This is a genomic window from Xanthomonas hortorum pv. pelargonii (genome assembly GCF_024499015.1).
Classification (GTDB): domain Bacteria; phylum Pseudomonadota; class Gammaproteobacteria; order Xanthomonadales; family Xanthomonadaceae; genus Xanthomonas; species Xanthomonas hortorum_B.
In genome coordinates, this window is the sequence record NZ_CP098604.1 from 2,710,609 (window position 1) to 2,737,608 (window position 27,000).

Consider the following 27,000-nt stretch of genomic DNA (forward strand, 5'->3'; position numbering starts at 1 on the left):
GGTTTAACGTCTTTCGACTACTTCCTCACCGTGCCGCGGTGTACGCTGCCGGCTTGCTCCCGGAAGCGAGGCGTGCATGAAGACAGTTCTGGTGGCCGGCTCCAAAGGCGGCGTAGGCAAGACCACGATTGCCACCAATCTGGCCGCACATGCGGCCTTGCAGGGCCAGCGCACCGTGCTTGCAGATGCCGATCCGCAGGGCTCGTCCACGCGCTGGGCGCAGCGTCGCGCCAGTCTGGAAAGTGCGGTGCTGCCGATCGACGCCACCCGCCGTCGCAACTGGAAGGCCGCAGTGCCCGATGGCACCGATCAGCTGATCATCGATGCCCCGGCCGGGGCGATGGCCGACGACCTGAGCGGATTTCTGGACCACGTCGATGCCATCGTGGTGCCGGTGCTGTCCTCGGCACTGGATATCGAAGCGGTGGTGGGCTTTCTCAACACGCTGGCCAAGGTGCCGCGCGTGCACCAGCGCAAGCTCCCGGTGGGCCTGGTGCTCAATCGCGCGCGTCCCTGGACCCAGACCTCGCAACAGGCCGCCGAGATGATCGGCACCTGGCCGTACCCGCTGGTGACCCAGCTGCGCGACACCCAGGCCTACGTGGTCATGGCCGGGCTGGGACGCAGCCTGTTCGACTACCGCTCGGCGCAGGTGCGCGACCATCAACAGGACTGGGAGCCGCTGTTCAAGTGGCTCAAGAAGGCCTAAACCGGATAGTTTCCATGCGCGAATTGATCTTGTTGCGACACGCCCACGCCGAGCCGGCCGATACCGGCCAGGCCGATCTGGACCGCCCGCTGTCCCCGCACGGCATTGCCGAGGCGGAATCGGCCGGCCGCTGGCTGCGCGAGCAGCGCCTGGTGCCCGACCGCGTGCTGTGCTCGCCGGCCCGGCGCGCCCGCGAGACGCTGGAAGCGGTACTGGAGCTCACCGGCTATATCGAACAACGCCTGGACGAGCGCATCTACGAAGCGACGCCCGGCACCCTGGCCAGCCTGGTGGACGAACACCGCGACGCCGAGCGCTTATTGCTGGTGGGCCACAACCCAGGGCTGGAGCGGTTGGCAGCGCTGATGCACAGCGGCCAGACCGGCGACTACCGTGGCATGCCCACCGCCGCGATCGCCTTGCTGGCGCTGCCGCTGGAGGCCGCCATCGAACCGGGGATTGCCCGCCTGACCGCCTTCTGGTGGCCTTGATCCGTGTCATCGTCGCTGCGCTGGTACGCCTGGCTCGCGCTCTGGGTCGCTCTGCCCTGTATGGCGCAGCAGAAGGTGCATTCCATCGACCCGGTGCAATCGCGCTTCGGGTTCGAGATCAGAACGCGCTTCGGCATGAAGATCGAGGGGTTCTTTCCGCGTTTTCGCGGTGAACTGGTGGAGTTGCCCGACAAACGCCAACAGGTGCGCTTCCGGCTGGACGCCACCCAGGTGGAAATCCCCGGCAAGGATCGCTACACCGCGTGGATGCGCGGCGAGGATTTCTTCGATGTCGCCCAATACCCGGTGGTGGAATTCGAGTCGCTTCCCTACACCGAAGCGGTCGTGAAGCAGGGCGGCGACATCACCGGCAACCTGACCATTCGCGGAATCACGCACATCGAGACCCTGCACGTTGCGCCAGCTGAATGCGCGCGGCCGGGCTATGATTGCGACGTGATCAGTCGAGGGACGGTGCTGCGTGGACGTTACGGAATGAATGCGTGGCAGATGGCCCTGGGCGACAGGGTGACGTTCGTTCTGCGTGGGCGGTTGCAGGAGGCGCGGCGCCCGTGAGTTTCCTGTTGAGGGTGCTTGTGCTGGCAACGCTGTTGCTCGGCACCGGATGCGCCGGCCTGTCGCAAATCGAACGCAACCGTGCGGCAGGCGTGGCTTCTGCCGCGCGCAGCACGCTGGTGAGCTGCACCCAGGCCAATCGCTGTGCACTGTCCTCGCCGCTGCGCGCGCTGGGTGGCGAGGCGATCAGCAGCTCCACTCAGGCTGCGCCGCGGCACTACGCCACCATCGTCGATCGCGGTGAAGAATCGTTGGTCGCGCGGCTGAATCTGATCCGCAGCGCCACCCGCAGCATCGATCTGCAGACCTATATCTTCGACAAGGACGACAGCGCACGCATGGTGCTGGATGCACTGATCGACGCGGCGCAGCGCGGGGTCAAGGTGCGCATCCTGATCGACCAGCTGTCGGCGATCGCCGATCTGCAGATTCTCGGCGCGCTGTCCAGCACCCATGAAAATCTGCAGCTGCGCATCTACAACCCCACTTTCGGCAAGGTCAAACTCAATTACTTCGACTATGCCGGCAGCGTGGTGTGCTGTTTCCGTCGCTTCAACCAGCGCATGCACAACAAGCTGCTGGTGGTGGACGATGTGCTCGGCGTGGTCGGCGGCCGCAACTACCAGGACGACTATTTCGACTGGGACAGCGAATACAACTTCCGCGATCGCGACGTGATTCTGGCCGGCCCGGAAGTGCGCGCGATGGCGGCCAATTTCGACGCGTTCTGGCGCGCGCAGCGCAGCGTGCCGGCCGAGCGCCTGAACGATGTCGGCCGCCTGCTGCTGGAGCAGGGCGCGCCGAAAATGCCGCCGGCCGACATCCGCCGCCCGGAGCGGGTGGCGCGCGTCGACCGTGAGGCGCGCGATGCGCAATTCATCCGCGATGCGTTCGTGACCCCGGCCATGCCCGTACAGCGCGTGCTGTATGTGGCCGACCTGCCGCAGAAACACCGTAAGGAACATGCCGCCAAGGCGGTGTCCACCGCGCCGGAGCTGGACGGCCTGATCGCCGGTGCGCAGCAGGAAGTGCTGCTGCAGACGCCGTATCTGGTGTTGTCCGACGAGGCACAGGCGATCTTCCGCACACTGCGCACGCGCCCGCAGCCGCCACGCATCGTGGTCTCGAGCAATAGCCTGGCGGCCACCGACAACCCGATCGTGTATGCGCTGTCGTACAAGTTCAAACGCCGCAACCTGCGCGAGCTGGGCTTCAACATCTACGAATTCAAGCCATTTCCGCTGAATGCACCGGTGGACTACGCCAATCTGGTGCCCGACCCGCTCAATCCGCAGGCCGCCGAACCGGTCGAGAACGACAGTAGCGTCAATCGCGTGATCAGCGGCAGCGCGGCCGGCAACGCGGTGCGTGGCAGCGGTGGCAGCAATAGCAACAGTGGCAGCGGAACACCGGGGAGTGCCATTCGCGGCAGCGGTGGTGGCGCGGGGCGTGCGCCCGGCGGCAGCGAGGTCGACCGGCGTGTACTGCGTACCGAAACGCGGCCCTCGTTCCTGGGCACGCGTGCGGTCAACAAGCCGCTGCCGGTCACCCGCGCCGGCGCGCGCATGGGCCTGCATGCCAAGTCGTTGGTGGTGGACCGGCGCATCGGCGTGATCGGCACGCACAACTTCGACCCGCGCAGCGAGAACTACAACACCGAAGCGGCGGTGGTGATCGACGATGCGCGCTTTGCGCAGGCGCTGGCCGCCAGCATCGAGCGCGACATCGCCCCGGAAAATGCCTGGACCGTGGCCTCGCGCGAAAAGCCGCCGGTGCTGAGCGGACTGAACTACAGCGTGGGCAAGGTGTCCGAATCGTTGCCGGTGCTGGATTTCTGGCCCTGGCGCTATGCCACCAATTACGAATTCCAGCCTGGCCCCGGTTGCCCGTTTCCGCTCAAGCGCCAGGACCCGCAGTTCCGCAAGTGCTACGTGGCAGTGGGCGACTTCCCCGAGGTCAACGTCGGCCCGAAGTGGTTGCTGGTGCGGATGCTGACCGCCTTCGGTGCCGGGCTTGTGCCGATTCTTTGATTGCGGGACGGAGCGCCGGTTGCTGGGGGATGTCGCCGCCGCGCGCGTTGTCTTCTGCGCGGAGTGAGCGTGCAGGTGTAACGTCAGCAGGCACGATGCATCCCGCCAGCGCGTGGCGCACGCAGCCGACCACACAGGAGGCCGTTGCCCGGATCCACTGCCACCCCGCATCTCGCCAGGCAGTTGAACCACGACCCCACGCCCTGAATCCTTTCCCAATCCCCAATCCCCAGCCTATGACCTTCCGCGACCCCGTCGATCTTGCTGCCCTCAACGCCTCCAGTCGCGACACCTTGATCGAACATCTGGGCATCGTGTTCACCGATGCCGGCGAGGATTGGTTGCGCGCCACCATGCCGGTGGATTCGCGCACCAAGCAGCCGTACGGCTTGCTGCACGGCGGTGCGTCGGTGGTGCTGGCCGAAACCCTGGGCAGTAGCGCCGGCAATCTGTGCGTGGATATGACCACCCAGATGTGCGTGGGGTTGGAGATCAACGCCAACCATCTGCGTGCGGCGTATCAGGACGTGGTCACTGGCACCGCGCGCGCCGTGCATATCGGGCGCAGCACGCAGGTGTGGGACATCATCATCGAAAACCCGGCCGGCAAGCGCGTCTGCGTTTCACGGCTCACCTTGGCCGTGGTCTCGCGCAGCAATGGCTGAGCCCGCCGTGCAAGCACATGGGTGGAACAGCGCCACCCGCTGCCGGCACTGCGCGCGTGCCAAGCTGCTGTCACAATAGTCGCGCTTCCTTCCCCTGGTACCGGTCCCGTTCCTGCAATGAGCGAGTCATCCCTGGACGCCACGCGCGATGCTGGCGGCGTGTTGCGTTGGTTCCGGTACCTGTATCGGGTACCGCTACTGCTGGTGCACCTGAGCATCTGTCTGCCGATCACCATGCTATGCGTGGTGGCGTCGCCGCTGGCGCGCATCCGTACCGGCCACGACGACACCCTGGACGAGTGGATGATCCGCTGGTGGCAGGGCAATCTGATGCGCATCTTCGGATTTCGTTTGCGTCATTTCGGCACTCCGCTGCCGGGCGCTGCGTTGTTCGTCGCCAATCACGTCAGCTGGATCGACATCTCGATGCTGCACAGCCAACGCGTGATGGGCTTTGTGGCCAAGCGCGAGATCGCCGGCTGGCCGCTGGTGGGCTGGCTGGCGGCCAAGGGCCAGACCATCTTCCATCAGCGCGGCAATACCGAATCGCTGGGCGGCGTGCTGCAGGAAATGCTGGCGCGGCTGCAAAGCGGCAAGCCGGTGGGCGTGTTTCCGGAAGGGCGCACCCGCGGCGGCACCGAGGTCGGCCCGTTCCATGCGCGCATCTTCCAGGCCGCGGTTGAGGCCGGCGTGCCGGTGCAACCGGTGGCATTGCGTTACGGCGAGCGCGGCAATGCGCAAGCGGTGGTGGCGTTCGGCGAGCGCGAGAGCTTCTTCGACAACATCGTGCGTCTGCTCGGCGAGCCGGCGCGGCTGGCCGAAGTGCATTTTCTCGAGCCGATCCGCGCGCTGGATATCGACGGACGTCGCCGCCTGGCCGACACCTCGCGTCAACGCATCATTGCGGCCATGGAGTCCTAGCCCGCGATGCGTATGCTCATCACTCCTGCGGCCGACGCGACAGTGCCTGGCCCGATGAGCGCATGAACGTCTCCGACTATTCGCCGCCCCGCTGGTTGCGCAATCCGCATGTGCAATCACTGCTGGGCAGCAGTGCGTTGCGCCGGATCCGCAGCCGCCAGTTGCTGGCCGCCAGCGGCGCGGTGACCAGCGAACATATTCTCGACGGCGGCGACGGCGTACGCCTGCAGGGCTGGATGAGTATCCCGCCCGGCGATACACCGGTACGCGCCACCGTGCTGCTGCTGCACGGCTGGGAAGGCAGCGCCGATTCCAATTACATGCGGCTCACCGCTGCGCGCCTGCTGGGCCTGGGCTATCAGGTGTTCCGGCTGAACTTTCGCGACCACGGCGGCACCCATCACCTCAATGTGGATCTGTTTCACTCCGATCGCATCGATGAAGTGGTCAATGCTGCAGGCGATCTGTGGCGGCGTTTTCCCGCGCCGCAGTTACTGGTGGCCGGTTACTCGCTGGGCGGCAATTTCGCACTGCGGCTCGCCTTGCGCGCGCCGGCGGCCGGCCTGCCGGTGGCGCGGGTCGCAGCGGTGTGCCCGCTGCTGGATCCGGCCGCCACCATGCTGCAGCTGGAAAAAGGCCCGCAGTTCTACGACTGGTATTTCCGCCGGCGCTGGCGCGAATCGCTGCTGCGCAAACGCAAGCTGTTTCCCGATCAGCACGGCTACGACGATGCCACCCTGGCGCTGGACATGCGCGGCCTGATGGCCTGGTTAGCCGAGCAGCACACCGGGCACGGCTCGCTGCAGGCGTATTTCGACAGTTATTCGATTGCCGGCGAACGCCTGGCCGGCTTGCAGGTGCCGGTCCACATCCTGATGGCCGAAGACGACCCGGTGATTCCATTCGCCGATTTCGCCGGCTGGCATCTGCCCGCGCATGCGCAGCTGGAAATCGCGCGTTGGGGCGGCCACTGCGGCTTTCTGGAAAATGCCCGTGGCGATGGATTTGCCGAACGCTGGGTCGCCGAGCGGCTGACCGCTGCGCTCTAGGGAACCTCTGAACAACGCACCATAGATACGCGACACTACCCGCCTCATGTTGAGGAGTGATCCATGCAACTGACGTTCGGTGACGCTGAAGGCCTGGGCAAGCGCAAGCAGACTCGCCGGGAGATCTTTCTGGCCGAGATGGAGCAGGTGGTTCCGTGGCAACACTTGCTCGGTCTGATCGCGCCGCACTATCCGGTGTCGGGGCGCCCAGGTCGGCAGCCATACGCACTGGCGACGATGTTGCGGATTCATCTGCTGCAGCAGTGGTATGCGTTGAGCGATCCGGCGATGGAAGAAGCGCTGCACGAGATTCCGACCTTGCGGCGCTTTGCCCAGCTCGGTGGCTTGGACAACGTTCCGGACGAGACCACGATTTTGAACTTTCGGCGCCTGCTGGAGACCCATGGCCTTGCCGCGCGGATGCTGGACGCGGTCAACGCGCATCTGGCACGCAAGGGGCAGAGCCTGCGGTCGGGCACGATCGTCGATGCGACGCTGATCGCTGCACCCAGTTCGACCAAGAACGCCGATCACGCGCGCGACCCTGAAATGCATCAGACCAGGAAGGGCAATCAGTGGTATTTCGGGATGAAGGCGCACATCGGCGTGGATGAATTTTCCGGGCTGGTGCACCACGTCCATTGCACAGCCGCCAATGTCGCCGACGTCACGGTGACGCACGCATTACTGCATGGCAAAGAAGACAGCGTGTTCGGCGACAGCGGCTACACCGGTGCGGACAAACGCGAAGAACTGCAGACCTGCAAGGCTGCATTTTTCATTGCCGCCAGGCCCTCGACGCTGCAAGCCATCGGCAACAAACGCGAGCGTGCTCGGGAACAGCGTTGGGAACACTTCAAGGCCAGCGTGCGCGCGAAGGTGGAGCATCCGTTCCGGGTGATCAAGCGCCAGTTCGGTTACACCAAGGTCCGCTATCGCGGCCTGGCCAAGAACACCGCACACGTGCTGACCTTGTTTGCGCTCTCCAATCTGTGGATGAAGCGAAAGCAGTTACTGCCTGCCATGGGGAGCGTGCGCCTGTAACCCGGGGAATTCCCAAGGAAAGTGCCAGAAATAGCGGAAGATCCGAAGATCCAAACGCGACTCTCCGGACCGACGCGACATCCCGCACTCTCAGGCCTCGTTATTCAGACCTTCCCTAGAGCTTGCTCTCTGCGTTGCCGTGCCAAGTGATGCGCAGCGCATCGCTCCAGGCACACCAATTACCCAGTCAGACAAAATAGGCAACTGATGCGCCTTTTAAGTCGCCGCGCCAAAAGCGACTTGAACGAATTGCTAGTCCGCGTAAGAGCTCAGTGTCCCTTCCCACCATCCGTTGGCAACAAGACGCAATGGCTCGAAGTAAAAACATTGTTGATTTATGCGAAGTTTCAGCAGCCCGGTGCCTATGAGCGCAGGTAGCGTTGGGCCTTTAACTAAGGTCCTACCTCTGCCCGGGGGTTGCCAGCTTTGAGCCCCCATAGGCATTGGTACGTTGATTGGTCGAGCAACTGATTCTTCAACCTGTACGTTGAATGCATTTTCCCCAATGAATAGATGTCCAGCGACCATTCTTAACCTTCCGAGCTTTACGCGTTTGATAAGAAAATCCAAGCTAGCACGCGTTTTTCAGGGCAAGATTTCATTGTTTCCGAAGCTCAATGTGCGTGCCCAGCGTGCTTGCCCTGTGTCGCATATCTTTTCGATGTGCATAAGACCCTAAGCCGTCCCACCGCGCATCGTTACAATAGGCGTTTGTCCTGGACACGCCACCGCCATGCAAGACGCCATTCTCCAAGCCCTGCGCCGCAATGCGGCCGACGATGCGGTGGCGCTGGCCCGCGAGTGGGTCATCAGCACGCCGGATAATGCCGCCACCCATCGTTGGCTCGGCCTGGCCTTGCAGCAGCAGCAGGGTCAGCCGGCGCTGGCGCTGGCCAGTATCGAAACCGCGCTGACGCTGACGCCGGAAGATGCCGACCTGCATCTGCTGCGCGCCGGCTTGCTGCTGGCCACGCGCGATCTGTCTGCGGCCGATGCCGCGTTGTCGCGCACCACCGCACTCGACCCGAACCAGTTCAACGCCTACGTGATGCAGGCACATCTGGCGGTGGCGCGCGGCGATCTGGACGATGCGCAGCGGCTGAGCCGCACCGCGGCGCGGCTGGCGCCGGAGCATCCGCAGCTGCTGGCCGTCGATGGCGTGGTGGAGCTGCGCCGCGGCCAGAGCGACCACGCGCTGTCGCTGCTCACCCGCGCCGCCGAGCAGTTGCCGGACGACCCGCGGGTGCTGTTCGCGCTGGGCTTTGCGTACCTGCAGAAAGAACACTTCGCGTTCGCCGAGCGCGCCTTCGAGCGCGTGGTCGAGCTCAATCCGCCGGGCACCGCGCTGCGCGCCTTTATCGCCCAGCTGGCCCAGCGCCAGGGTCGCCTGGACGATGCGCTGGCCGCGATGCAGGGTGTGTTTGCCCAGCCCGGTGGCGACATCTCGGCAATGCGCCGGCTCGCGGGCGAAATGGAATTGCAGGCCGGTCGCCCCGACCAGGCCGTGGCGCATTTGCGCCTGGCGCTTGCGCACTGGCCGGCCGACCGGCGCACGCTGCACGCGCTACTGACCGCCTGGGAGCGATTGGGCGCGGTCGACGACGCACGCGACACTCTGGACGCGGCGTTGGCCACCTCGGTCAGTGCGCATGATCTATGGCTGGCGCGGCTGGCGGTGGAGCCGGTCGGCGGGCCGCAGGCGCAGGCGGTGATCGAGCGCTGGCTGCTGGGCATGCCCGAGCATCTGCCGGCACTGGAAGCGCTGATGCGTGTGCACGACATGCAAGGCCATGCCGAAGAAGCCGAAATGGTGGCGCGGCAGATCGTGGCGGTGGAGCCGGGTCGTATCAGCGGCGAGCAGCGCATCGTCGAAGCCCTGCTGGAGCGCGACCCGCCGGCAGCGATCGCCTGCGTCCAATCCTTGATCGACTCGCTGCCCGAGAACCAGCAGACCGTGCTGCGGCCGTGGCTGGGCAATGTGCAGGACCGCGCCGGCCAGCCCGATGCGGCGCTGGCCACCTGGATGCAGTTCCAGCGCGAGCAGGCCCAGCACCGTCTGCCGTTGCCGCCGCAGGCCGCGAAGCAGCCGATGCAGTGGCCGGCGTTGGGCACCATCCCCGACGCGGTGACCGCGCGCCCGCTATTCGTCTGGGGCGTGCCCGGCTCGCATGTCGAACGCCTGATCGCGGTGATGGGCGCGGCCACGCCGCTGGTACGCGACGACCGCTACGGCACCACCCCGCCGTCCGATGCGTTGCAGAGCTATCGCAGCGTCGAACAGCTGGCGTCGGGCGAACTGGCGCCGCTGGCGCTGGTGGAAGGCTGGAAGGCGCAGTTGCCGCGGCGCGGTATCGACGACGGCAACGTCATCGACTGGCTGCTGTGGTGGGACAACACCTTGCTCACTGCACTGCGCCCGCACCTGCCCGAAGGCCGGCTGGCAATCGCATTGCGCGACCCGCGCGACATGCTGCTGGACTGGTTGTCGGCCGGTGCGCCTGCGCCGCTGGCAGTGCAATCGCCGCAGCAGGCCGCCGACTGGTTGCTGGCGGCGCTGGAGCAGCTCGCCGTGCTGCACGAGCGCGATCTGTATCCGCACCGGATCATCCGCCTGGACGGCATCGAGAGCGATCCGCAGGGCATTTCCACCGCGCTGGAGCAGGCCTTCGGTCTGAGCTTCCCGCTGATCGAACCGCGCGGTCCCGCACGCCTGGCATCGGGCCGCTGGCGCAACTACCGCAGCGTGCTGGGCGCGCAATTCGATCTGCTCACGCTGATCGCGGTGCGCTTCGGTTATCCGCAGGACTGAGTGGCGATCAGAACGGCTGCGCTCACTGCCAGGTGAGCGCGGCGGTGCTCGGTGCGGCATGTACCACCAACCACTGCAATTCTTTGCGTAACCCGACGAGAGCCCCCGACGTCCTGTAGGAGCGGCCTTGGCCGCGATAGGGCGTTACCGTTGACAGGGCATTACCGATACACCCGACCGCGCACCAGAGGGTTCCATTGCAATGGCTTCCACTGCTGCGCGCACGCAGGCACCCTGACCGGCACCATTCCCTCTCGGAGACCCTGCATGCGCCTGACCAGTAACAGCATCGAAAACGGCAAGCCCATCGCGGTGGAATTTGCCGCCGGCACGCCGGAGGGCTTCGCGCCCAATCGCAATCCGCACCTGGCCTGGAGCGAGGTGCCCGAAGGCACGCGTTCGTTCGCGCTGCTGTGCCTGGACCCGGATGTGCCGACCGTGCCGGAGACGGTGGGGCGCGACGACGTGCAGATTCCGGTGGATCAGCCACGCACCGATTTTGTGCATTGGGCCATGGCCGATATTCCCGCCGACGTACACGAGATTGCGGCGGGCAGCTGCAGCGACGGCTTCGTTCCCAAGGGCAAATCGCAGCCGGCCGGCCCGGCCGGTGCGCGTCAGGGCCTGAACTCGTACACCGCATGGTTCGCCGGCAATGCCGAGATGGCCGGCAACTATCTGGGCTACGACGGCCCCTATCCGCCGTTCAACGACCTGCGCGTGCACCGCTATTTTTTCCGCGTGTTCGCCTTGGACGTGGCGCAGCTCAGCCTGCCCGATACCTTCACCGCGGCCGATGTGCTGTCGGCGATCCAGGGCCATGTGCTGGCCGAGGCGGCGTTGCACGGTACCTATACGTTGAATCCGTCGCTGCGCTGAGAGCGCCTAACAACGACTGCTCCGCCGCCATGCGGGCGCTGTCGCTGCCGGGCCGAGTTGCCGGTTTACGTTGTCCGGCAACTCGGTAGCGGCATGTACCAATCGATCACTGCATTCCTGCGCGTCGTTCGCGTTCGACCTGACGACCGCTCGCTATGTGTTGGTGGCTGCTGTCAGTAGCCTGCATCTGCACGTCGCATCTGGGCGCGCCGCTCGCATCCGCATCGGTGACCACGCGATAACGCCGCGCCTGACAATGCCCGATCGCTAGCCGCTGGCTTCGATCATCTGATCGAGCACATACACCGGCGCGCCCTCGGCGCCCGCAGCGGCGGGATAACGCGTCACGCGCAGCAAGGTGCGGATGCCGGTTTCGTGCGCGAAGCCTTCGATCTTGCCCTCGAAGGGGTGCCAGGTCTGGGTGGCAGGCTGTCCCGCCGCATCCTGCTCGCGCAGCTGCAGGCATTGGCGCGACGGGTCGGAGACGCACGGCACGGTCTCGGCGGCCACTTCGATCAGCAAGGTCTGGCCGGGGCCGCCATAGCGCGTGTCTGCGGTGGCGACGCCACCGAAGACCAGGCGGGTGCCATCGCTGCGGGTCAGGGTCAGTCGCGGCGCGGCCTGCGCGCTGTTCAACGCCACCGCGAAACGGCCGGACAGCAACTCGCTGGCGGCACGTTCCTGCGCCATCCGCCGCGCTTGCGCGCACAGGCGTTTGCTCGACACCACCCGGCCGATCTGCAGCTGCGTCTCGGCAACGCTGTAATTTGCGCCCAGCGCGTTGCAGGTCTGGCTGACCTGGATGCGCTGATCGCTGAAGTCCAGTTGCAATGGCGGCATACCTTCCACAAACAGGCTGCGCAACGCGGTGCCGTGCGCATCGCTGGCCTGCTGCAATCGCCAGTGTTGTGCGCGCAGGGCGGCCCGCAGCGGGGCATTGTCGGCGGCCGGTGCGGCTACCGCATCCGCTTGCGCGGCAGCGCTGGGGAGGAGCCGGGTGCGTCCGGCGAAGCGCCCGACCCGCAGGCCGTCACGCCCGCCGCCAGCAGTGCAGGGGCGAAGAACACGGCACGCATGGGCGGCTCCCGGTGATCGATGCGTCAGTGATACCGCCACCGCACGGCCAGGGCAATGACGGGCGTCACTGCCTGGAAGCGTGCCTTGCATGTCGCGCTCGCCTCAACGGGCACGACACGCGACCGCCGCTGCCTCTTCAGGCCGCAGCCGGCAGCCACAACAGCAGCGCCGCGCCGAGCACGATGCGATAGACCGCAAACACCGTGAAGCGATGCTTCTTGATGTAGCCCAGCAGCCACTTCACCACCACAAACCCGGTGATGGTCGCCGCCACGAAGGCCACCGCCACCTCGGCCCAGTTCTCGCTGCCGAAGCCGCCTTCCTTGTACATCTCCAGCAGCGCGTAGCCGCTGGCCGCGAACATGGTCGGAATGCCCACCATGAACACGAAATCCGCCGCCGCCGAGCGCTTGCTCAGGCCCAGCAGCATGGCCAGAAAGATCGCCGAGGCCGAGCGCGAAGTGCCGGGGAACACGCCCGCCACCACCTGCGCCAGACCGACCGCGATGGCCACTTTCCAGGTCACCACGTCGCGCTCGGGCAACTTGCCGGCAAAGTGCTCGGCCACCAGCATCCATAGCCCGCCGATCAGCAGCGCCCAGGCCACCGGCTGCACGGTTTCCGGCAGTTGCCAGCCGGCCTTGCGCACGATCAGACCAACCACTGCAGTGACCAGGAAAGCCACGCCGATCTTGAGCACGTAGTCGCGATTGTCGCGTTCGCCCAGGCCGGTGGCCAGGGTCCACAGCTTCTGCCGCAGCGCCAGGCAGATCGCCAGGATCGCGCCGGCCTGGATGACGATATTGAAGAAGTCAGAACGGCGTCCGAGCCATTGTTCGGCGATCAGCAGGTGGCCGGTGCTGGAGATCGGCAGGAATTCGGTCAAGCCTTCGAGAATGCCCAACAGCAGGGCGGAAATCAGATCGGACATCGGACTGGGGGAGGGGTGGGGGAGGCGTCAGGATAGTGCATTGCGGGATGCACCATGTCGGTGCAATGTGCGATTGATTGGCACCTTGTTGGTGCTATCTAGGTGTGAGCGGCCTCAAGCGAGGCAAGCAAAATCAACGACTTGTGAAAGTCTGACGCTTGGCACGGTCCCTGCTGTAGTACTGCTCACGAGCCACTTAACTTCCCCTGAGGTTTCTTCCGATGTCCGTGGAAAATGTTGAAAAGCTGATCAAGGACAACAAGGTCGAGTTCGTCGACCTGCGCTTCGTCGATATGCGTGGTGTACAGCAACACATCACCTTTCCGGCCAATATCATCGAGCCGGCGTTGTTCGAAGAAGGCAAGATGTTCGATGGCAGCTCCATCGCGGGTTGGAAGGGCATCAACGAGTCGGACATGGTCCTGCTCCCGGACGCAGGCACCGCTTATCTGGATCCGTTCTTCGCCGATCCGACCATCGTGCTGACCTGCGACATCCTCGATCCGGCCACCATGCAGAGCTATGAGCGCGACCCGCGCGGCATCGCCAAGCGCGCAGAGGCCTATCTGAAGTCCTCCGGCACCGCCGACCAGGCGTTCTTCGGCCCGGAGCCGGAATTCTTCATCTTCGATTCGGTCCGCTTCGCCAACGACATGGGCCACACCTTCTTCCAGGTCGGCTCGGAAGAGGCCGCCTGGAACACCGGCGCCAAGTACGACGGCGGCAACAGCGGCTACCGTCCCGGCGTGAAGGGCGGCTACTTCCCGGTTCCGCCGACCGACACGCTGCACGACCTGCGTGCGGAAATGATCAAGACCCTGGAACAGGTCGGCATCGAGACCGAAGTGCATCACCACGAAGTGGCCACTGCCGGCCAGTGCGAGATCGGCACCAAGTTCAGCTCGCTGGTGCAAAAGGCCGACGAACTGCTGACGATGAAGTACATCATCAAGAACGTCGCCTACCGCAACGGCAAGACCGCGACCTTCATGCCCAAGCCCATCGTGGGCGACAACGGCTCGGGCATGCACGTGCACCAGTCGCTGACCAAGGGCGGCGTCAACCTGTTCTCCGGCGACGGCTACGGTGGTCTGTCGCAGATGGCGCTGTGGTACATCGGCGGCATCTTCAAGCACGCCCGTGCGATCAACGCCTTCTCCAACTCCGGCACCAACAGCTACAAGCGCCTGGTCCCGGGTTACGAAGCGCCGGTGATGCTGGCCTATTCGGCCCGCAACCGTTCGGCCTCGTGCCGCATTCCGTGGGTCACCAACCCGAAGGCGCGCCGCATCGAAATGCGCTTCCCCGATCCGTTGCAGTCCGGCTACCTGACCTTCACCGCGCTGATGATGGCCGGCCTGGACGGCATCAAGAACCAGATCGACCCGGGCGCACCCAGCGACAAGGATCTGTACGACCTGCCGCCGGAAGAAGAGAAGCTGATTCCGCAGGTCTGTTCCAGCCTGGATCAGGCGTTGGAAGCGCTGGACAAGGACCGCGAGTTCCTCAAGGCCGGCGGCGTCATGAGCGACGACTTCATCGACGGCTACATCGCGCTGAAGATGCAGGAAGTCACCAAGTTCCGTGCTGCTACTCACCCGTTGGAGTACCAGCTGTACTACGGCAACTGAGTTCCACCGCGGTGATGGCGGAGGCCCCCCCTCCCACCTCCGCCATCGCCGCCCATGTTCGATAGGTCCATGGTCGATGCCGTGGACTTGCAGGGGTATTGGTAAAGGTATTGAGAGAGCACTGGATCGCGACGCGCGGGCCTGACCTCTCCCACGAGGCGGATGCAACGGCATCCGCTGGGGTCTGCGCGATCGCGAACAAGTGGATGCCGGGGTTGGCATCCAGGGGAATGACACCGCCGGGCGGCGCAATGCCGGCCGGTTTTTTCCACCATTCGGGGTATGCGCATGAAATTGATCACCGCCATCATCCGGCCGTTCAAGCTCGACGAGGTCCGTGAGGCCTTGTCCGCAGCGGGCGTGTCGGGCATCACCGTGACCGAGGTCAAGGGTTTCGGACGCCAGAAAGGCCACACCGAGCTGTACCGCGGCGCCGAGTACGTCGTCGACTTCCTGCCCAAGATCAAGATCGAGACGGTGGTGACCGACGACCGGCTGGACGCGGTGGTCGAGGCGATCCAGAACGCCGCCGGTACCGGCAAGATCGGCGACGGCAAGATCTTCGTGACCGCGATCGAGCAAGTCGTGCGCATCCGTACCGGCGAGATCGGCGCCGATGCGCTCTGAATCCCCCACCCCAGGAGTCCTTATGAAGACAGGTCTTTTCGCCGGGTGGAAAGCCCGGCTCTACAGCGTCTGCATGCTGATGCTGTTCAGTGCGCTGGTGGTGGGCGGCATGGGTAGCGCGCATGCGCAATCCACCCCGCAGGTCACCCCGTTGCCGACCGAGCCGGTCACCACCGAACCGCTGCCGTCCACGCAGCCGGAAGCCGCTCCCGTGGCGGCCGCCGAGGCGGCACCCGTGGTCGAGAAGGGCGATGTCGCCTGGATGCTGACTTCCACTTTGTTGGTATTGCTGATGGTGGTGCCGGGTCTGGCGCTGTTCTATGGCGGCATGGTGCGCGCCAAGAACGTGCTGTCGGTGCTGATCCAGGTCGCTGTGGTGTTTTCGCTGCTGACCATTCTGTGGGTGCTCTACGGCTATAGCCTGGCGTTCTCCGGCGAAGGTCCGTGGATCGGCAATCTGGACAAGGCACTGCTCAAGGGCGTGACCATCGAAACCCTGTCGGCCACCTTCACCAAGGGTGTCAGCCTGCCGGAATACGTGTTCGTGGCGTTCCAGGCGACCTTCGCCGGCATCACCGGCGCGCTGATCGTCGGTGCCTTTGCCGAACGCGCCAAGTTCGCCGCAGTGCTGTTGTTCTCGGTGATCTGGTTCACCTTCGGCTATCTGCCGCTGGCGCACATGGTCTGGGCCACCGGTGGCTATCTGTTCGGGCTGGGCGCGCTGGATTTTGCCGGTGGCACGGTGGTGCACATCAACGCCGGTATCGCCGGCCTGGTCGGCGCCTACTTCGTCGGCAAGCGTGCCGGGTTGGGGCGTGAGGCGATCAAGCCGCACAACGTGACCCTGACCTTCGTCGGCGCCTCGCTGCTGTGGGTGGGCTGGTTCGGCTTCAACGCCGGCTCCAACCTGGAAGCCAACGCCGGTGCGGCGCTGGCCTTCCTCAACACCTTGCTGGCTACTGCCGCGGCGGTGCTGGGCTGGTCGTTGACCGAGAAGATCATCAAGGGCAAGTCCTCCGCTCTGGGTGTGGCTTCGGGCATGGTCGCCGGCCTGGTCGGCATCACCCCGGCCTGCGGCACGGTGGGTCCGTTCGGCGCGATCGTGATTGGTCTTGCCGCCGGCGTGCTGTGCGTGTGGGGCGTTACCGGTCTCAAGCGCCTGCTCGGTGCCGACGACAGCCTGGACGTGTTCGGCGTGCATGGCCTGGGCGGCATCATCGGCGCGATCCTGACCGGCGTGTTTTCGGCAGCCTCGCTGGGCGGCCAGAAAGGCGGCGACTACGACATCGTGCATCAGGTCGGCATCCAGGCATTGGGCGTGGGCATCACCCTGGTGTGGATCGGCGTGGTCTCGGTGGTGGGTTTCCTGGTGGCCAAGCTGGTGTTCGGCCTGCGCGTCACCGAAGAAGCCGAGCGTGAGGGGTTGGACATCACCTCGCACGGCGAAGCCGCTTACGAGTCTTGAGCATGAACACCCGCAGCCATGCCGCTGCGGGTGGCATCACGACCCGGCCGGGACTGCTCGCCGGGTCCGTTTCTCCCCGCAGCCCTGATTGGCGCGGGTCAACTGCCGAGGTGTCTGCATGACCAGCCCCACGCCTGTCACTGTCGGCGCGGATGTGCGCTGGATGGGTGCACGCCACCGCTCGTCGGCCCCGAATTCTTCTCTGCACGCTTCGTCTGGCGCGACATCCGCGCACGTCGATGCTGCTTGCACTAAATTGGTGCAATGGTGATTTCTTCTTCGATGCCATCGCTGGACAGCCTGGGCACCCCGGTGGCCTGGGCCGACCGCGAGGGCCGTGTGCTGGGCGTCAATCCAGCCTTCGCGCGCTGGCTCGGCGTCAGCGCACGGCGCCTGGTCGATCAACCGCTGGCCGCGCTGGAAGTACAGGGCGATGCGCTCGCCCGCTTCCTGCTCAACGACGAACGCGATGTGCTGCGTCTGCATCGGCTGGCCCTGGGCCTGCCCAACGACGCGCCGCGCTTTGCCGAAGGCTGGCTGTCGCGGCTGGACGACGGCGGCTGGCTGCTGGAAACCCACCCGGTCGACGAATTCCCCGCGCTGGATCCCACCCATGCACTGCCCAACGCCCTCAGCGCTGCGCTCAAGGGCCTGGCGCACGAGCTGCGTAATCCGCTGGCCGGGTTGAAGGGCGCCGCACAACTGCTGGCACGCCGTTCGGCCGGGCGCGACGAGGACGAGCGCGAGCTGATCGAATTGATCGGTACCGAGATCGAACGCCTCAACACCCTGCTCGAACGCCTGCTCTCGCCCACACCGGCACGCCCGCACGACCGCCTCAATATCCACGTCGTGCTGGAGCGCGTGCTGCGCCTGGCCGAAGCCGAGGGGGGCTGGTCGGTGCAGGTGCAACGCGATTACGACCCCAGCATTCCCGACATCCTTGGCGATGGCGATCGCTTGACCCAGGCGGTCTGGAATCTGGTGCGCAACGCGTTCCAGGCCGGTGCGACGCGGGTGACATTGCGCACGCGCGTCGAACATGGTCAGCGCATCCGCGACCGCGTGCATGCGATGTCGCTGCGGCTGGAGATCATCGACGACGGCGGCGGTGTGCCCGAAGAACTGGCCGAACACCTGTTCCTGCCGCTGGTCAGCGGGCGCGCCGAAGGCAGTGGCCTGGGCCTGGCGCTGGCTCAGCAGGTCTCGCGCGAACACCACGGCACGCTGACCTACCGCTCGCGCGCTGGCCATACCGTTTTCACCCTGCTGTTGCCCGAGCTGGCCGGCGATCACGACAAGGAGCATCTGCATGGCTGAGGCCGCCGCCGCATCCCACCATATCTGGGTGGTCGACGACGACCGTTCGGTCCGCTTCGTGCTGTCCACCGCTTTGCGCGATGCCGGCTACGCCGTGGATGGCTTCGAGAGTGCCGCCGCTGCGCTGCAGGCACTGGCCATGCGGCCCACGCCCGATTTGCTGTTCACCGATGTGCGCATGCCCGGCGAAGACGGCCTGACCTTGCTCGACAAACTCAAGTCCAAGCACCCGCAATTGCCGGTGATCGTCATGTCGGCCTACACCGATGTGGCCAGCACTGCCGGCGCGTTTCGCGGCGGCGCGCACGAGTTCCTCTCCAAGCCGTTCGACCTGGACGACGCGGTGGCCCTGGCCGCACGCGCGCTGCCGGATGCCGATGCCGGCGTCGACGCACTGGTCGGCGTGCCGGTGGCGCAAGGCTCGGCCGCACTGATCGGCGACACCCCGGCGATGCAGGCGTTGTTCCGCGCCATCGGCCGGCTCGCGCAGGCACCGCTGTCGGTGCTGATCAACGGCGAAACCGGCACCGGCAAGGAACTGGTCGCACGCGCGCTGCACAACGAATCGCCGCGTGCGCGCAAATCCTTCGTTGCCCTCAACACTGCCGCCATTCCTGCAGAATTGCTGGAAAGCGAATTGTTCGGCCACGAAACCGGCGCCTTCACCGGTGCCACCAAACGGCATATCGGCCGTTTCGAACAGGCCGATGGCGGAACGTTGTTTCTGGACGAAATCGGCGATATGCCGCTGCCGCTGCAGACCCGTTTGCTGCGCGTGCTGGCAGAGAACGAATTCTTTCGTGTCGGTGGGCGCGAACTCATCCGGGTCGACGTGCGCGTGATCGCCGCCACCCACCAGGACCTGGAAGCGCTGGTCGAACAAGGCCGCTTCCGTGCCGACTTGTTGCATCGCCTGGACGTGGTGCGTCTGCAATTACCGCCGCTGCGCGAGCGCCGCGGCGACATCGCGCAACTGGCTGAAAACTTCCTGGCCATGGCCGGGCGCAAGCTCGACATGCTGCCCAAACGGCTGTCGTCGGCCGCCTTGGAAGGCCTGCGCCACTACGACTGGCCCGGCAACGTGCGCGAACTGGAAAACGTGTGCTGGCGCCTGGCCGCATTGGCCACCGCCGACATCATCGACGTGGTCGACGTGGAAGCCGCATTGGCGCGTGGCGGCCGTCGCCAACGCGCCGGGCGCAGCGATGGGCAATGGGACGAGATGCTCTCCAGCTGGGCCGCGCAACGTCTGAGCGAAGGCGCCCAGGGCCTGCACGCCGAGGCCCGCGAACGCCTCGACAAGACCCTGCTCGAAGCCGCCCTGCAGCTCACCCAGGGCCGCCGCGCCGAGGCCGCCGCACGCTTGGGCCTGGGCCGAAACACCGTCACCCGCAAACTCGGCCCGGGGCGCAAACGCCGCTGATGTATCGCCTGGCCCCGGCTAAAGCCCGCTCCGCTGAAAGAAGGAACGGCGCGTAGGCGATACAGGCTTACCGCAATGGTGCATCAGACCGCACGCGGAGTTGAGCCCCTCTCCCGCCGGGAGAGGGGTTGGGGTGAGGGTACGGGGCGTAGCCAGCGTGCACCCGGACTTGATTAGGGCTTCGCCCGTACCCTCATCCGCCCCTGCAGGGCACCTTCTCCCGGCGGGAGAAGGAACGGCGCGGACGCGAGACAGGCTGACTGCAAATGCACATAGGGGCGAGAAAGCACTATTCGCGCACCATTGACGCGCGTGCCTTGAAGCGCCCGCGGCGCAAGCGCGTACCTCAGACAACCCGACCACCCACACCAACCCCGTAAACTCCCGATCAGCCGGCAAGCGCATTTCATGGCACGTGAACATGTGCCCGCATAGGTTTCCAGCCTGATCAGGAGAACAACTCGATGCGTTACCGGTCGTCCACGATCGTCGCCCTCACCGCTCTGGCGCTGGCCGCCTGCAGCAGCACGCCACCACCGCCGAAGACACCGCCACCGCCCGTGGCGCGTGTCGTGCCCACCCGTCCGGTGCAACAGGCCGAAGCGGCGCTGGCCTCGGCCTCGGGCAGTCTGGTCAGCGGTCGGGTGGTGCTGGTACCTGCGTTACAGGGAATCCGCATCACCGGCACCGTCGGTGGCCTGCGCCCGGGCGGTGTTGCCGGCTTCCATGTGCACGAGCGCGGCGATTGCAGTGCCGCCGATGCCAGCAGCGCGGGTGCGCATTTCAATCCGACCGGTGCACCGCACGGGCGCGGCGGTAGCGGCGCGCATCACCTGGGCGATATGGACAATCTGCGCGCCGATGCCGAAGGCGTTGCGCACCTGGACATGATCATTGCCGGCATCACCCTGGGCGATGCCGCGCCCACCGATGTGATCGGCAAGGCGCTGATCGTGCATGCCGATCCAGACGACTATCGCAGCCAGCCCAGTGGCAATGCCGGCGCACGTCTGGCCTGCGGCGTCATTCGCGTCACCCAATGGCGCACACCCCCTTCGCAGCCCTGAGTTGGGGCATCCATGGCCGCAACTGCGGCCTCTCTACAGGAGTTTTTTCATGCGCATTCTTCCCACGACGTTGTTCCTGGTCACCGCGTTGGTGCTGACCGCGTGCAAGCGCGACGAACCGGCACCGGCCGATCCTGCACCCGCACCGCAGGCCGGCACGCCAGCCGAAGCGGCGCATGGTGGCGAGCATGCCGCCTCCATGGTCACCGAAGCGGCAGCCACTACCACCGCAACCGCCGAGCTCAAGCCGACCAAGGGCAATGAGGTCAAGGGCACGGTGAGCTTCAAGACCGTCGACGGCGCGCTGCGCGTCACCGGCCAACTGAGCGGCCTCAAGCCCAACAGCGAGCACGGCTTCCACATCCACGAAAAGGGCGATTGCAGCGCACCGGACGGCAGCAGTGCCGGCGGGCATTTCAACCCGGCCCAATCCGACCACGGCACCGTCAGCGCCGACCCGCATCACGGTGGCGACATGCCCAACATCAAGGCCGACGCGCAGGGCAATGCCAGCATCGATGGCCCGGTCTCGAGCAACGTCAATCTCGGCAAGGCCGACCAGTTCGATATCGCCGGCCACGCCGTGATCGTGCATGCCGACGCGGACGACTACAAAACCCAACCCACCGGCAACGCCGGCGGCCGTCTGGCCTGCGGTGTGATCACCACCGACAACGCGCCGGCTGCGACCAAGTAAGCAAAAGAAACGGGCAGACAAACAAACGCCGCAGTGATCGATCACTGCGGCGTTATTTGTTTGGTACACACCTGCCAAGCATTGGTGCTGGTTTCAGTGCACGGACCAGTTCAGCACATGGATGTAAGGCGCGTAGGCGCGTGCCATGTTTGTCACCGAAAACGCCGGTTTTCCAGTGCGCGCTAACAGTTCAACGTCCAAAGTAACCGGTGCGTTGCTTAGGCAGCCAATGCCTGACGCGGATCCTGCCCCGGTTCCACATGCACATACAGCACTGGCAGCCCATGCGCTTCCAGTACGGCGGCCATCTGTCGCTGGCGTGAGAGGTATTGCTCGTAGACGCCGCGCAGACGCTCGCAGTTTTCGCGATCGTGGGTGTAGTAATCGCACCAGCCGGCCGGGTCGAACAGCGCGATGCGCACTTCGCCGTCGACATAACGCAGCACCGGCTCGGGCGGCTGTTGCAGCCATTCTTCAGTGTGCGGAGCCAGCAGGGCGGCTTCGATCAGCGGCCATAGCGGCGCCAACCCTTGATTGTCGTACTGCATCGAAATCATCGCCGCCAGATCGTTCGCGGTGAGATAGCGCGCGTGTTCGATGCGTGCGCCGAAGCTTTCCTGCGCCAGCAAGGCGGTGTCGGCTTGCGCCATGCCCTGGGCCAGCAGCACTTCTTCCATCGCATCGGCCACGGTGGCGACGATTTCCGGATCGCCGGACAGCAGGAACGGCAGCACGCGCAGGCCGCCGCCAGTGAGTTGTGCATCGGCCTGAAACGGCAACGGAATCTCACCCTGCGCATCGGCACCGAAGGCCAGCACGCGCGGGCCCTGATCGCGTCCTGGTGCGCGCGCCTGCAGCTCTTCCAGCCGGCGATGCAGCGGCCAGCCTGGCCGCAGCACTTCGGCCGGGTCGAAATGCGCCATCGCCACGCTCAGCTCCAGCGCGCGGATCTCCGGGATCCACTGCGCCAGGTCGCGGCCGATACGTTCGGCCAGCATGCCGGCCTGCTCGGGCGCCAAGGCGCCGCGCTCGGGGGCGCTGCCGCCCGTCAATTCCAGCGCCATCACACCCATGGCGGTCACGCCGTGTTCGGTCTTGCTCATGATTCGCGGTTGGCCCATCACGGGGTCGAAGCTACACTGCGGCCATTATGCCTGCCGGCCCTGTGCAGGCCATGTCCCCGAGTCCTCCATGCCAGGTCAACCGATGCCAGCAGCCCGTCCCGTCGCCATCTTGGGCGGCGTTCGTATCCCGTTCTGTCGTCAGAACACCGCATACGCGGACGTGGGCAACCTGGGCATGTCGGTGCGCACGCTGGGCGCGCTGGTCGAGCGCTTCGGGCTGCATGGGCAGCAACTGGGCGAAGTGGCGATGGGGGCGGTGATCAAGCACTCCTCGGACTGGAATCTGGCCCGCGAGGCGGCGCTGTCGTCCGGCCTGTCGCCGCTGACGCCGGGCATCACCCTGCAGCGCGCCTGCGGCACCAGCCTGGATTCGGTGATCACCATCGCCAACAAGATTGCGCTGGGGCAGATCGATTCGGGCATCGGCGGCGGTTCGGACACGACGTCCGAAGTGCCGATCGTCTACGGCAAGAAGCTACGCGCGCGGCTGCTGGCCGCCAACCGGGCCAAGGCCACCGGCGACAAGCTCAAGGCGCTGCTGCGCGGTTTCAAGTTCGGCGAGCTCAAGCCCGAGTTCCCCGGCGTGGCCGAGCCGCGCACCGGCAAGAGCATGGGCGACCACTGCGAGGACATGGCCAAGGAATGGAACATCGCGCGCGATTCGCAGGACGCGTGGGCGGTAGCCTCGCATCACAAGCTGGCGGCAGCGTATGAGCGCGGCTTCTTCGATTCGTTGATCGCCCCGTTCCGCGGTGTCTCGCGCGACAATATTTTGCGTGCGGACACCTCGCTGGAAAAACTCGCCACGCTGCGCCCGGCGTTCGACAAGACCTCTGGCCGCGGCACGCTGACCGCGGCCAATTCCACCCCGCTCACCGACGGTGCTGCTGCGGTGCTGTTGTCCAGCGAAGCCTGGGCGCTGGCGCACGGGCACACCCCGATGGCCTATCTGCGCGATGCCCAGGTGGCGGCGGTGGATTTCGTGCATGGCGAAGGTCTGCTGATGGCGCCGACCATTGCAGTGCCGCAGATGCTGGCGCGCCAGGGCCTGACCCTGCAGGACTTCGACATCTACGAGATCCACGAGGCGTTCGCCGCCCAAGTGTTGTGCACGCTGCGCGCCTGGGAAAGCGAGGACTACTGCCGCAACCGCCTTGGTCTGGATGCGCCGCTGGGCCGCATCGACCCGGACAAGATCAACCCGCTGGGTTCGTCACTGGCGACCGGTCACCCGTTCGCCGCCACCGGCGCGCGCGTGGTGGCCACCGCCGCCAAGCAGCTGGAAGAACGTGGCGGCGGGCGTGCGTTGATTTCGATCTGTACGGCCGGCGGCATGGGCGTGGTCGCCATCGTCGAGCGCTGATGCTGCTGCGCAGCGGGATTTGGTATTCGGGATTGGGGATTCGCTAAGGCGAAGTTCTTTTTGCGAATCCCGACATCCCCAATCCCCAATCCCCAACCTGCAAGGACGCATGGATGTCGAACGATGATGTTCGTGAACCACCCACCCTTTACCTGACATCAGCGCAAGGCGAGGTGTGGCGCGAAGGCGATGTACTGGTGTGCACGCCGGGCGCCGATCTGCCGCCGCGTTGCGTCAAGTGCAATGCGCCGGGCGACGACTTGCCGCGTCGCTATATCTTTCATTGGCATCACCCGGTGATCTATCTGGCGCTGTTGATGGGCATATTGCCGTATCTGATCCTGGCCATCGTGTTGCGCAAGCGCAGCGCGCATGTGCTGAGCTTGTGCGCCCAGCACGAGCGGCGCCGCATACGCTATGTCGTCATCACGAGGGCATCGGTCTTGCCGTTGCTGCTAGGCGGTCTGGCGCTGGACGGCGCGATCGGCTGGCTGACCGGCGCTGCTGTGATGGCGCTCATGCTGTTGATCGGCAGACTTGGCTCGCGGGTGTTATCGCCGCAATCGGTTGACCATGAGCAGGCGCGTTTCCTGGGTGCCTGCGATGCGTTCTTGCGCGAGCTGCCAGCACCGCCTTGGGGATCGCGCGATCGATGATCTGCGGTGCGGCGCATATCTGCAGATATTTTTGTAGCGTTCTTGCGTCGCCGTCGCTGCAGATGTCATCGCAGGCCGGTGAATTTTGGTGGCAGCACTCCCGCTCAGACCCACAAAACAAAAAAGCCCCGGACATGCCGGGGCTTTTCAGTTAATCCACACGCCGCAGAATCGATCAGCCGTGATCGATGACAGCGTGATCGATTACAGCACGCGATCGTCCGGTGCGAGCGGGTCGGCCGGCGGTGTTGCATACGCCGAGACGATCGGTCCACGCAACGATTGCTGCGGCAAACCCTCATGCACCGGTTCGCCGCGTGCGGCGCGCAGGGCATTGGCATAGCAGTGCTGCGCCGACAGCAGATCGCCCGCTGCGGCAAAGCCATGCCCAAGTTCTTCCCAGGCCTCGCTGCCGGCGCCATTGGCCACGGCGCGATGCAGAAACTCTTCGGCCTGCGACCACTGCTGTTGGTGACGCGCCAGGCGCGCCATCGTCAACAACAGGCCCGGGCTATCCGGATACTGGGTGAGCCAACGCTGCGCACTGGCGCGGCGCGAATCGTATTTTTCCAGCGGCAGCACGCCGTACAGACGCACCAGCGATTCGTCCCATTGCGTATCCAGCGCCTGTTCCAGGCTGTGTACGGCCGCATCGTCCCAATGCAGAATCGCCGCGCACTGTGCATAGGCGCCGACCACGGCCGGATAGGTGCGCAGCGGCTTGGGTAGCGCCTCCCAGCGTTCGGCCAGGGCATTGGCATCGCCGGCCTGCAACAGCGTCTGTTCGGCCAGGGTGGCTTCCAGCGCGTTGTAGGCATCGGGTGCCAGCACCGCCTGCTGACGCAATGCGCCGAGTTGACCGTAGGCTTCGTCGGCACGGCCGATCTGCGCCAGGGCCTGCGTGCGCAGCAACAGCCCGCGTGCCGGCAGCGGTTGCGCGTTGGCACTATCGAGCGCATTGATCGCCTCGACCGGGCGTTGCCGCGCCAGATGCCGTTCGCCTTGCAGCAGCGCATGTGCGGTGGGGTCGCGCTCGGCCAGTTGCTGGGCCAGCGCAGTGGCCGAGGCGTCATCGCCGCGCGCATCGGCCACACGGACTGCAGTTGCCAGTGCGATACCGCTGACGTCGTCGTCCTCGCTGGCAGTGATCAGCAGGCGCTCGGCACGCTGCCACTGGCCGTGATCGGCTGCGCGCAGGCCTTCGATCAGGCGGGCGCGGCCCTTCTTGCGGCGGTACTTGCCCCAGACCCGGAACGGCAGGCTGATCAGCGTCCACACCAGCCACAGCACCAGCAATGCGATGACCAGTATCAGCAGCGCCTGCGGCATCGCCGCGCGATAGTCGTTGCCGCCGACGCTGACCACCACATTGCCCAGGTCGTAACTGTTTTGATGCGACAACCATTGCGCACCGAGCACGCCCAGCACCACGGCAACCAACAGGATCAAGACGGTACGCAACACTTTCATTGGGTGGATCTCCCTTCACGCATGGCCTGCAGTTGCAGCAGGGTGGTGCCCAGTTCCGGCAGGCGCGGACGCAGTGGCGCTTGTTGCAAGGTGCGCAGGCGCGTGCGGGCCTGGCGACGTTGTGGCGAATCCGGCCACAGCCGGGTGGTCCAGGTGTCCACGCGCCGCAGCGATTGGGCGAAGCCATCGACATCGCCGCGTTCGGCCGCAGCGCGGGCCAGGCTGACTTCGATCTGCAAGGCATCGCGCGCGGCGTTGCGGTCGCCGCCGACGAGCAGCGCATCGCCACGGCTGGGGCGAATGTCCACCAGCGGTGCAAGCACTTTCTGCCACCACGGCTGCGCGGCTTCGCTCTCTTGCGCGGTGTGTTCCGGCAGGCGCTGCAGATCGGCGGCGAGTGTGTCCAGCAGTTGACCGGCTTGCGCTTGCGGGCCAGCGCCGAGGCGGTCCAGTGCGTCGCGTTCCTGCACCAGCGCCTGGCGCAGATTGAGGTAGCCCGGGTCGTCCACGCCGTTGAGTGCGGCATTGGCCAGCGCATAGGCACGGCGTGCGCCATCGGCGTCGCCGGCAATACTCAGGCGTTGCTGGCCGAGCCGCAGCAGCAGTTCCACTTCATCCAGACGCAGCGCCTGCGCGCCATGTCGATTGGGATCGGCCAGTTTTTGTACGGTTTCTTCAAGCAACGCGCTGCGCTGGCTCAGCCCGAGCATTTCATCGCGCAGCACACGATTGGTCGCTGCGGCATCCTGCAGGCGTTCGTTGGCCAGGCGCTGATCGCGGCGCAAGGTTTCCAGCATCTGCTGCGTGCCATCCCAGCGTTGCTGCTGCGCCTGGGCCGCCTGCAGCTGCCCGCTTTGATAGGTCTGCCATGCGCGCCAGCCCAGAAACAGCGCCACACCCACTGCAGCCACGGCAACCGCAAGCAGCAGCCAGGCCACGGGGAAGCGTCGCGTGGAAGCGGGCATTTCAGTCATTG

General features: G+C 65.6%; 23 protein-coding genes and 1 pseudogene. 19 read left to right on the plus strand and 5 right to left on the minus strand.

Annotation, left to right across the window (positions count from 1 at the left end; all coding sequences use genetic code 11):
* Positions 1 to 76 precede the first annotated feature (76 nt).
* The 10 genes from NDY25_RS11840 (at position 77) to NDY25_RS11885 (ending at position 11,173) form a co-directional block, all read left to right on the plus strand.
* Positions 77 to 709, plus strand: coding sequence for a ParA family protein (locus tag NDY25_RS11840; RefSeq protein ID WP_168959600.1), 633 nt, complete (start codon positions 77 to 79; stop codon positions 707 to 709).
* Positions 710 to 723: 14 nt separating this feature from the next.
* The gene (locus NDY25_RS11845) at positions 724 to 1,200 is read left to right on the plus strand and encodes a SixA phosphatase family protein (protein WP_023902098.1); all 477 of its coding nucleotides are present in this window, start codon (positions 724 to 726) and stop codon (positions 1,198 to 1,200) included.
* Positions 1,201 to 1,203: 3 nt separating this feature from the next.
* Positions 1,204 to 1,776: a YceI family protein gene (locus tag NDY25_RS11850; protein WP_023902099.1), complete on the plus strand. Its 573-nt coding sequence runs from the start codon at positions 1,204 to 1,206 to the stop codon at positions 1,774 to 1,776.
* The gene (locus tag NDY25_RS11855; RefSeq protein ID WP_256627466.1) at positions 1,773 to 3,806 is read left to right on the plus strand and encodes a phospholipase D family protein; all 2,034 of its coding nucleotides are present in this window, start codon (positions 1,773 to 1,775) and stop codon (positions 3,804 to 3,806) included. Before NDY25_RS11850 ends, NDY25_RS11855 begins: the two co-directional genes overlap by 4 nt.
* 236 nt (positions 3,807 to 4,042) lie before the next feature.
* A complete protein-coding gene (locus NDY25_RS11860) occupies positions 4,043 to 4,471 on the plus strand; it encodes a hotdog fold thioesterase (protein ID WP_168959598.1) in 429 nt (142 codons plus the stop codon).
* A 21-nt stretch (positions 4,472 to 4,492) separates the two neighbouring features.
* The gene (locus tag NDY25_RS11865; RefSeq protein ID WP_180336601.1) at positions 4,493 to 5,392 is read left to right on the plus strand and encodes a lysophospholipid acyltransferase family protein; all 900 of its coding nucleotides are present in this window, start codon (positions 4,493 to 4,495) and stop codon (positions 5,390 to 5,392) included.
* Between the two features lie 62 nt (positions 5,393 to 5,454).
* The gene (locus NDY25_RS11870) at positions 5,455 to 6,441 is read left to right on the plus strand and encodes a YheT family hydrolase (RefSeq protein ID WP_168959596.1); all 987 of its coding nucleotides are present in this window, start codon (positions 5,455 to 5,457) and stop codon (positions 6,439 to 6,441) included.
* A 63-nt stretch (positions 6,442 to 6,504) separates the two neighbouring features.
* The gene (locus tag NDY25_RS11875; protein WP_256627467.1) at positions 6,505 to 7,485 is read left to right on the plus strand and encodes an IS5 family transposase; all 981 of its coding nucleotides are present in this window, start codon (positions 6,505 to 6,507) and stop codon (positions 7,483 to 7,485) included.
* 733 nt (positions 7,486 to 8,218) lie between these two features.
* Positions 8,219 to 10,294, plus strand: coding sequence for a tetratricopeptide repeat protein (locus NDY25_RS11880; RefSeq protein ID WP_256627468.1), 2,076 nt, complete (start codon positions 8,219 to 8,221; stop codon positions 10,292 to 10,294).
* A 267-nt stretch (positions 10,295 to 10,561) separates the two neighbouring features.
* Entirely contained in the window at positions 10,562 to 11,173 is a 612-nt protein-coding gene (locus tag NDY25_RS11885; protein WP_168958641.1) for a YbhB/YbcL family Raf kinase inhibitor-like protein, read from the plus strand.
* Positions 11,174 to 11,440: 267 nt separating this feature from the next.
* On the opposite strand, the pseudogene NDY25_RS11890 reads toward NDY25_RS11885, so the two are convergent.
* Positions 11,441 to 12,249 (minus strand): annotated as a pseudogene (locus NDY25_RS11890) (META domain-containing protein).
* 137 nt (positions 12,250 to 12,386) lie between these two features.
* On the minus strand, positions 12,387 to 13,181 hold the full coding sequence (locus tag NDY25_RS11895; RefSeq protein ID WP_168958639.1) for an undecaprenyl-diphosphate phosphatase: 795 nt from the start codon (positions 13,179 to 13,181) through the stop codon (positions 12,387 to 12,389).
* 221 nt (positions 13,182 to 13,402) lie between these two features.
* On the opposite strand from NDY25_RS11895, the gene glnA reads away from it, so the two are divergent.
* The 7 genes from glnA to NDY25_RS11930 all read left to right on the plus strand — a co-directional run bounded on the left by glnA (position 13,403) and on the right by NDY25_RS11930 (position 21,411).
* Positions 13,403 to 14,812: a type I glutamate--ammonia ligase gene (gene glnA, locus NDY25_RS11900; protein WP_006449210.1), complete on the plus strand. Its 1,410-nt coding sequence runs from the start codon at positions 13,403 to 13,405 to the stop codon at positions 14,810 to 14,812.
* A 288-nt stretch (positions 14,813 to 15,100) separates the two neighbouring features.
* Entirely contained in the window at positions 15,101 to 15,439 is a 339-nt protein-coding gene (locus NDY25_RS11905) for a P-II family nitrogen regulator (RefSeq protein WP_002808480.1), read from the plus strand.
* A gap of 22 nt (positions 15,440 to 15,461) precedes the next feature.
* On the plus strand, positions 15,462 to 16,904 hold the full coding sequence (locus tag NDY25_RS11910) for an ammonium transporter (RefSeq protein WP_168958638.1): 1,443 nt from the start codon (positions 15,462 to 15,464) through the stop codon (positions 16,902 to 16,904).
* A gap of 264 nt (positions 16,905 to 17,168) precedes the next feature.
* Positions 17,169 to 18,224, plus strand: a complete 1,056-nt coding sequence (locus NDY25_RS11915; protein ID WP_006449208.1) for a two-component system sensor histidine kinase NtrB — start codon at positions 17,169 to 17,171, stop codon at positions 18,222 to 18,224.
* A complete protein-coding gene (gene ntrC / locus NDY25_RS11920) occupies positions 18,217 to 19,647 on the plus strand; it encodes a nitrogen regulation protein NR(I) (RefSeq protein ID WP_006449207.1) in 1,431 nt (476 codons plus the stop codon). The genes NDY25_RS11915 and ntrC overlap by 8 nt, the downstream gene beginning before the upstream one ends.
* 464 nt (positions 19,648 to 20,111) lie before the next feature.
* Positions 20,112 to 20,714: a superoxide dismutase family protein gene (locus NDY25_RS11925; protein ID WP_023902114.1), complete on the plus strand. Its 603-nt coding sequence runs from the start codon at positions 20,112 to 20,114 to the stop codon at positions 20,712 to 20,714.
* Positions 20,715 to 20,763: 49 nt separating this feature from the next.
* Positions 20,764 to 21,411: a superoxide dismutase family protein gene (locus NDY25_RS11930; protein ID WP_168958637.1), complete on the plus strand. Its 648-nt coding sequence runs from the start codon at positions 20,764 to 20,766 to the stop codon at positions 21,409 to 21,411.
* 218 nt (positions 21,412 to 21,629) lie between these two features.
* Here NDY25_RS11930 and NDY25_RS11935 read toward each other — a convergent pair whose 3' ends face one another.
* Entirely contained in the window at positions 21,630 to 22,514 is an 885-nt protein-coding gene (locus NDY25_RS11935; protein WP_168958636.1) for a hypothetical protein, read from the minus strand.
* An 88-nt stretch (positions 22,515 to 22,602) separates the two neighbouring features.
* Here NDY25_RS11935 and NDY25_RS11940 point away from each other — a divergent pair, with 88 nt between their 5' ends.
* Both NDY25_RS11940 and NDY25_RS11945 read left to right on the plus strand, forming a co-directional pair.
* Entirely contained in the window at positions 22,603 to 23,898 is a 1,296-nt protein-coding gene (locus NDY25_RS11940; RefSeq protein ID WP_043888825.1) for an acetyl-CoA C-acetyltransferase, read from the plus strand.
* 113 nt (positions 23,899 to 24,011) lie between these two features.
* Positions 24,012 to 24,554 (plus strand): hypothetical protein, encoded by a 543-nt coding sequence (locus NDY25_RS11945; protein WP_168958635.1) that lies wholly within the window; start codon positions 24,012 to 24,014, stop codon positions 24,552 to 24,554.
* Positions 24,555 to 24,758: 204 nt separating this feature from the next.
* Here the strand turns inward: NDY25_RS11945 and NDY25_RS11950 are convergent, their stop codons facing one another.
* Positions 24,759 to 26,024 carry a heme biosynthesis protein HemY gene (locus NDY25_RS11950; protein ID WP_168958634.1) on the minus strand — a complete coding sequence of 422 codons (1,266 nt, stop codon included), beginning with the start codon at positions 26,022 to 26,024 and terminating at the stop codon, positions 24,759 to 24,761.
* A complete protein-coding gene (locus tag NDY25_RS11955) occupies positions 26,021 to 26,998 on the minus strand; it encodes a uroporphyrinogen-III C-methyltransferase (RefSeq protein WP_168958633.1) in 978 nt (325 codons plus the stop codon). Before NDY25_RS11955 ends, NDY25_RS11950 begins: the two co-directional genes overlap by 4 nt.
* Positions 26,999 to 27,000 lie beyond the last annotated feature (2 nt).

What these genes read in the sequence shown, in the direction of transcription:
- NDY25_RS11925 (WP_023902114.1), top strand. Translation starts at nt 20,112, where the DNA reads ATGCGTTACCGGTCGTCCACGATCGTCGCCCTCACCGCTCTGGCGCTG.
- NDY25_RS11860 (WP_168959598.1), top strand. Translation starts at nt 4,043, where the DNA reads ATGACCTTCCGCGACCCCGTCGATCTTGCTGCCCTCAACGCCTCCAGT.
- NDY25_RS11875 (WP_256627467.1), top strand. Translation starts at nt 6,505, where the DNA reads ATGCAACTGACGTTCGGTGACGCTGAAGGCCTGGGCAAGCGCAAGCAG.
- NDY25_RS11915 (WP_006449208.1), top strand. Translation starts at nt 17,169, where the DNA reads ATGGTGATTTCTTCTTCGATGCCATCGCTGGACAGCCTGGGCACCCCG.
- NDY25_RS11945 (WP_168958635.1), top strand. Translation starts at nt 24,012, where the DNA reads ATGTCGAACGATGATGTTCGTGAACCACCCACCCTTTACCTGACATCA.
- NDY25_RS11905 (WP_002808480.1), top strand. Translation starts at nt 15,101, where the DNA reads ATGAAATTGATCACCGCCATCATCCGGCCGTTCAAGCTCGACGAGGTC.
- NDY25_RS11880 (WP_256627468.1), top strand. Translation starts at nt 8,219, where the DNA reads ATGCAAGACGCCATTCTCCAAGCCCTGCGCCGCAATGCGGCCGACGAT.
- NDY25_RS11845 (WP_023902098.1), top strand. Translation starts at nt 724, where the DNA reads ATGCGCGAATTGATCTTGTTGCGACACGCCCACGCCGAGCCGGCCGAT.
- NDY25_RS11910 (WP_168958638.1), top strand. Translation starts at nt 15,462, where the DNA reads ATGAAGACAGGTCTTTTCGCCGGGTGGAAAGCCCGGCTCTACAGCGTC.
- NDY25_RS11885 (WP_168958641.1), top strand. Translation starts at nt 10,562, where the DNA reads ATGCGCCTGACCAGTAACAGCATCGAAAACGGCAAGCCCATCGCGGTG.
- NDY25_RS11895 (WP_168958639.1), bottom strand. Translation starts at nt 13,181, where the DNA reads ATGTCCGATCTGATTTCCGCCCTGCTGTTGGGCATTCTCGAAGGCTTG.
- NDY25_RS11870 (WP_168959596.1), top strand. Translation starts at nt 5,455, where the DNA reads ATGAACGTCTCCGACTATTCGCCGCCCCGCTGGTTGCGCAATCCGCAT.
- glnA (WP_006449210.1), top strand. Translation starts at nt 13,403, where the DNA reads ATGTCCGTGGAAAATGTTGAAAAGCTGATCAAGGACAACAAGGTCGAG.
- NDY25_RS11955 (WP_168958633.1), bottom strand. Translation starts at nt 26,998, where the DNA reads ATGACTGAAATGCCCGCTTCCACGCGACGCTTCCCCGTGGCCTGGCTG.
- NDY25_RS11930 (WP_168958637.1), top strand. Translation starts at nt 20,764, where the DNA reads ATGCGCATTCTTCCCACGACGTTGTTCCTGGTCACCGCGTTGGTGCTG.
- NDY25_RS11840 (WP_168959600.1), top strand. Translation starts at nt 77, where the DNA reads ATGAAGACAGTTCTGGTGGCCGGCTCCAAAGGCGGCGTAGGCAAGACC.
- NDY25_RS11935 (WP_168958636.1), bottom strand. Translation starts at nt 22,514, where the DNA reads ATGAGCAAGACCGAACACGGCGTGACCGCCATGGGTGTGATGGCGCTG.
- ntrC (WP_006449207.1), top strand. Translation starts at nt 18,217, where the DNA reads ATGGCTGAGGCCGCCGCCGCATCCCACCATATCTGGGTGGTCGACGAC.
- NDY25_RS11950 (WP_168958634.1), bottom strand. Translation starts at nt 26,024, where the DNA reads ATGAAAGTGTTGCGTACCGTCTTGATCCTGTTGGTTGCCGTGGTGCTG.
- NDY25_RS11940 (WP_043888825.1), top strand. Translation starts at nt 22,603, where the DNA reads ATGCCAGGTCAACCGATGCCAGCAGCCCGTCCCGTCGCCATCTTGGGC.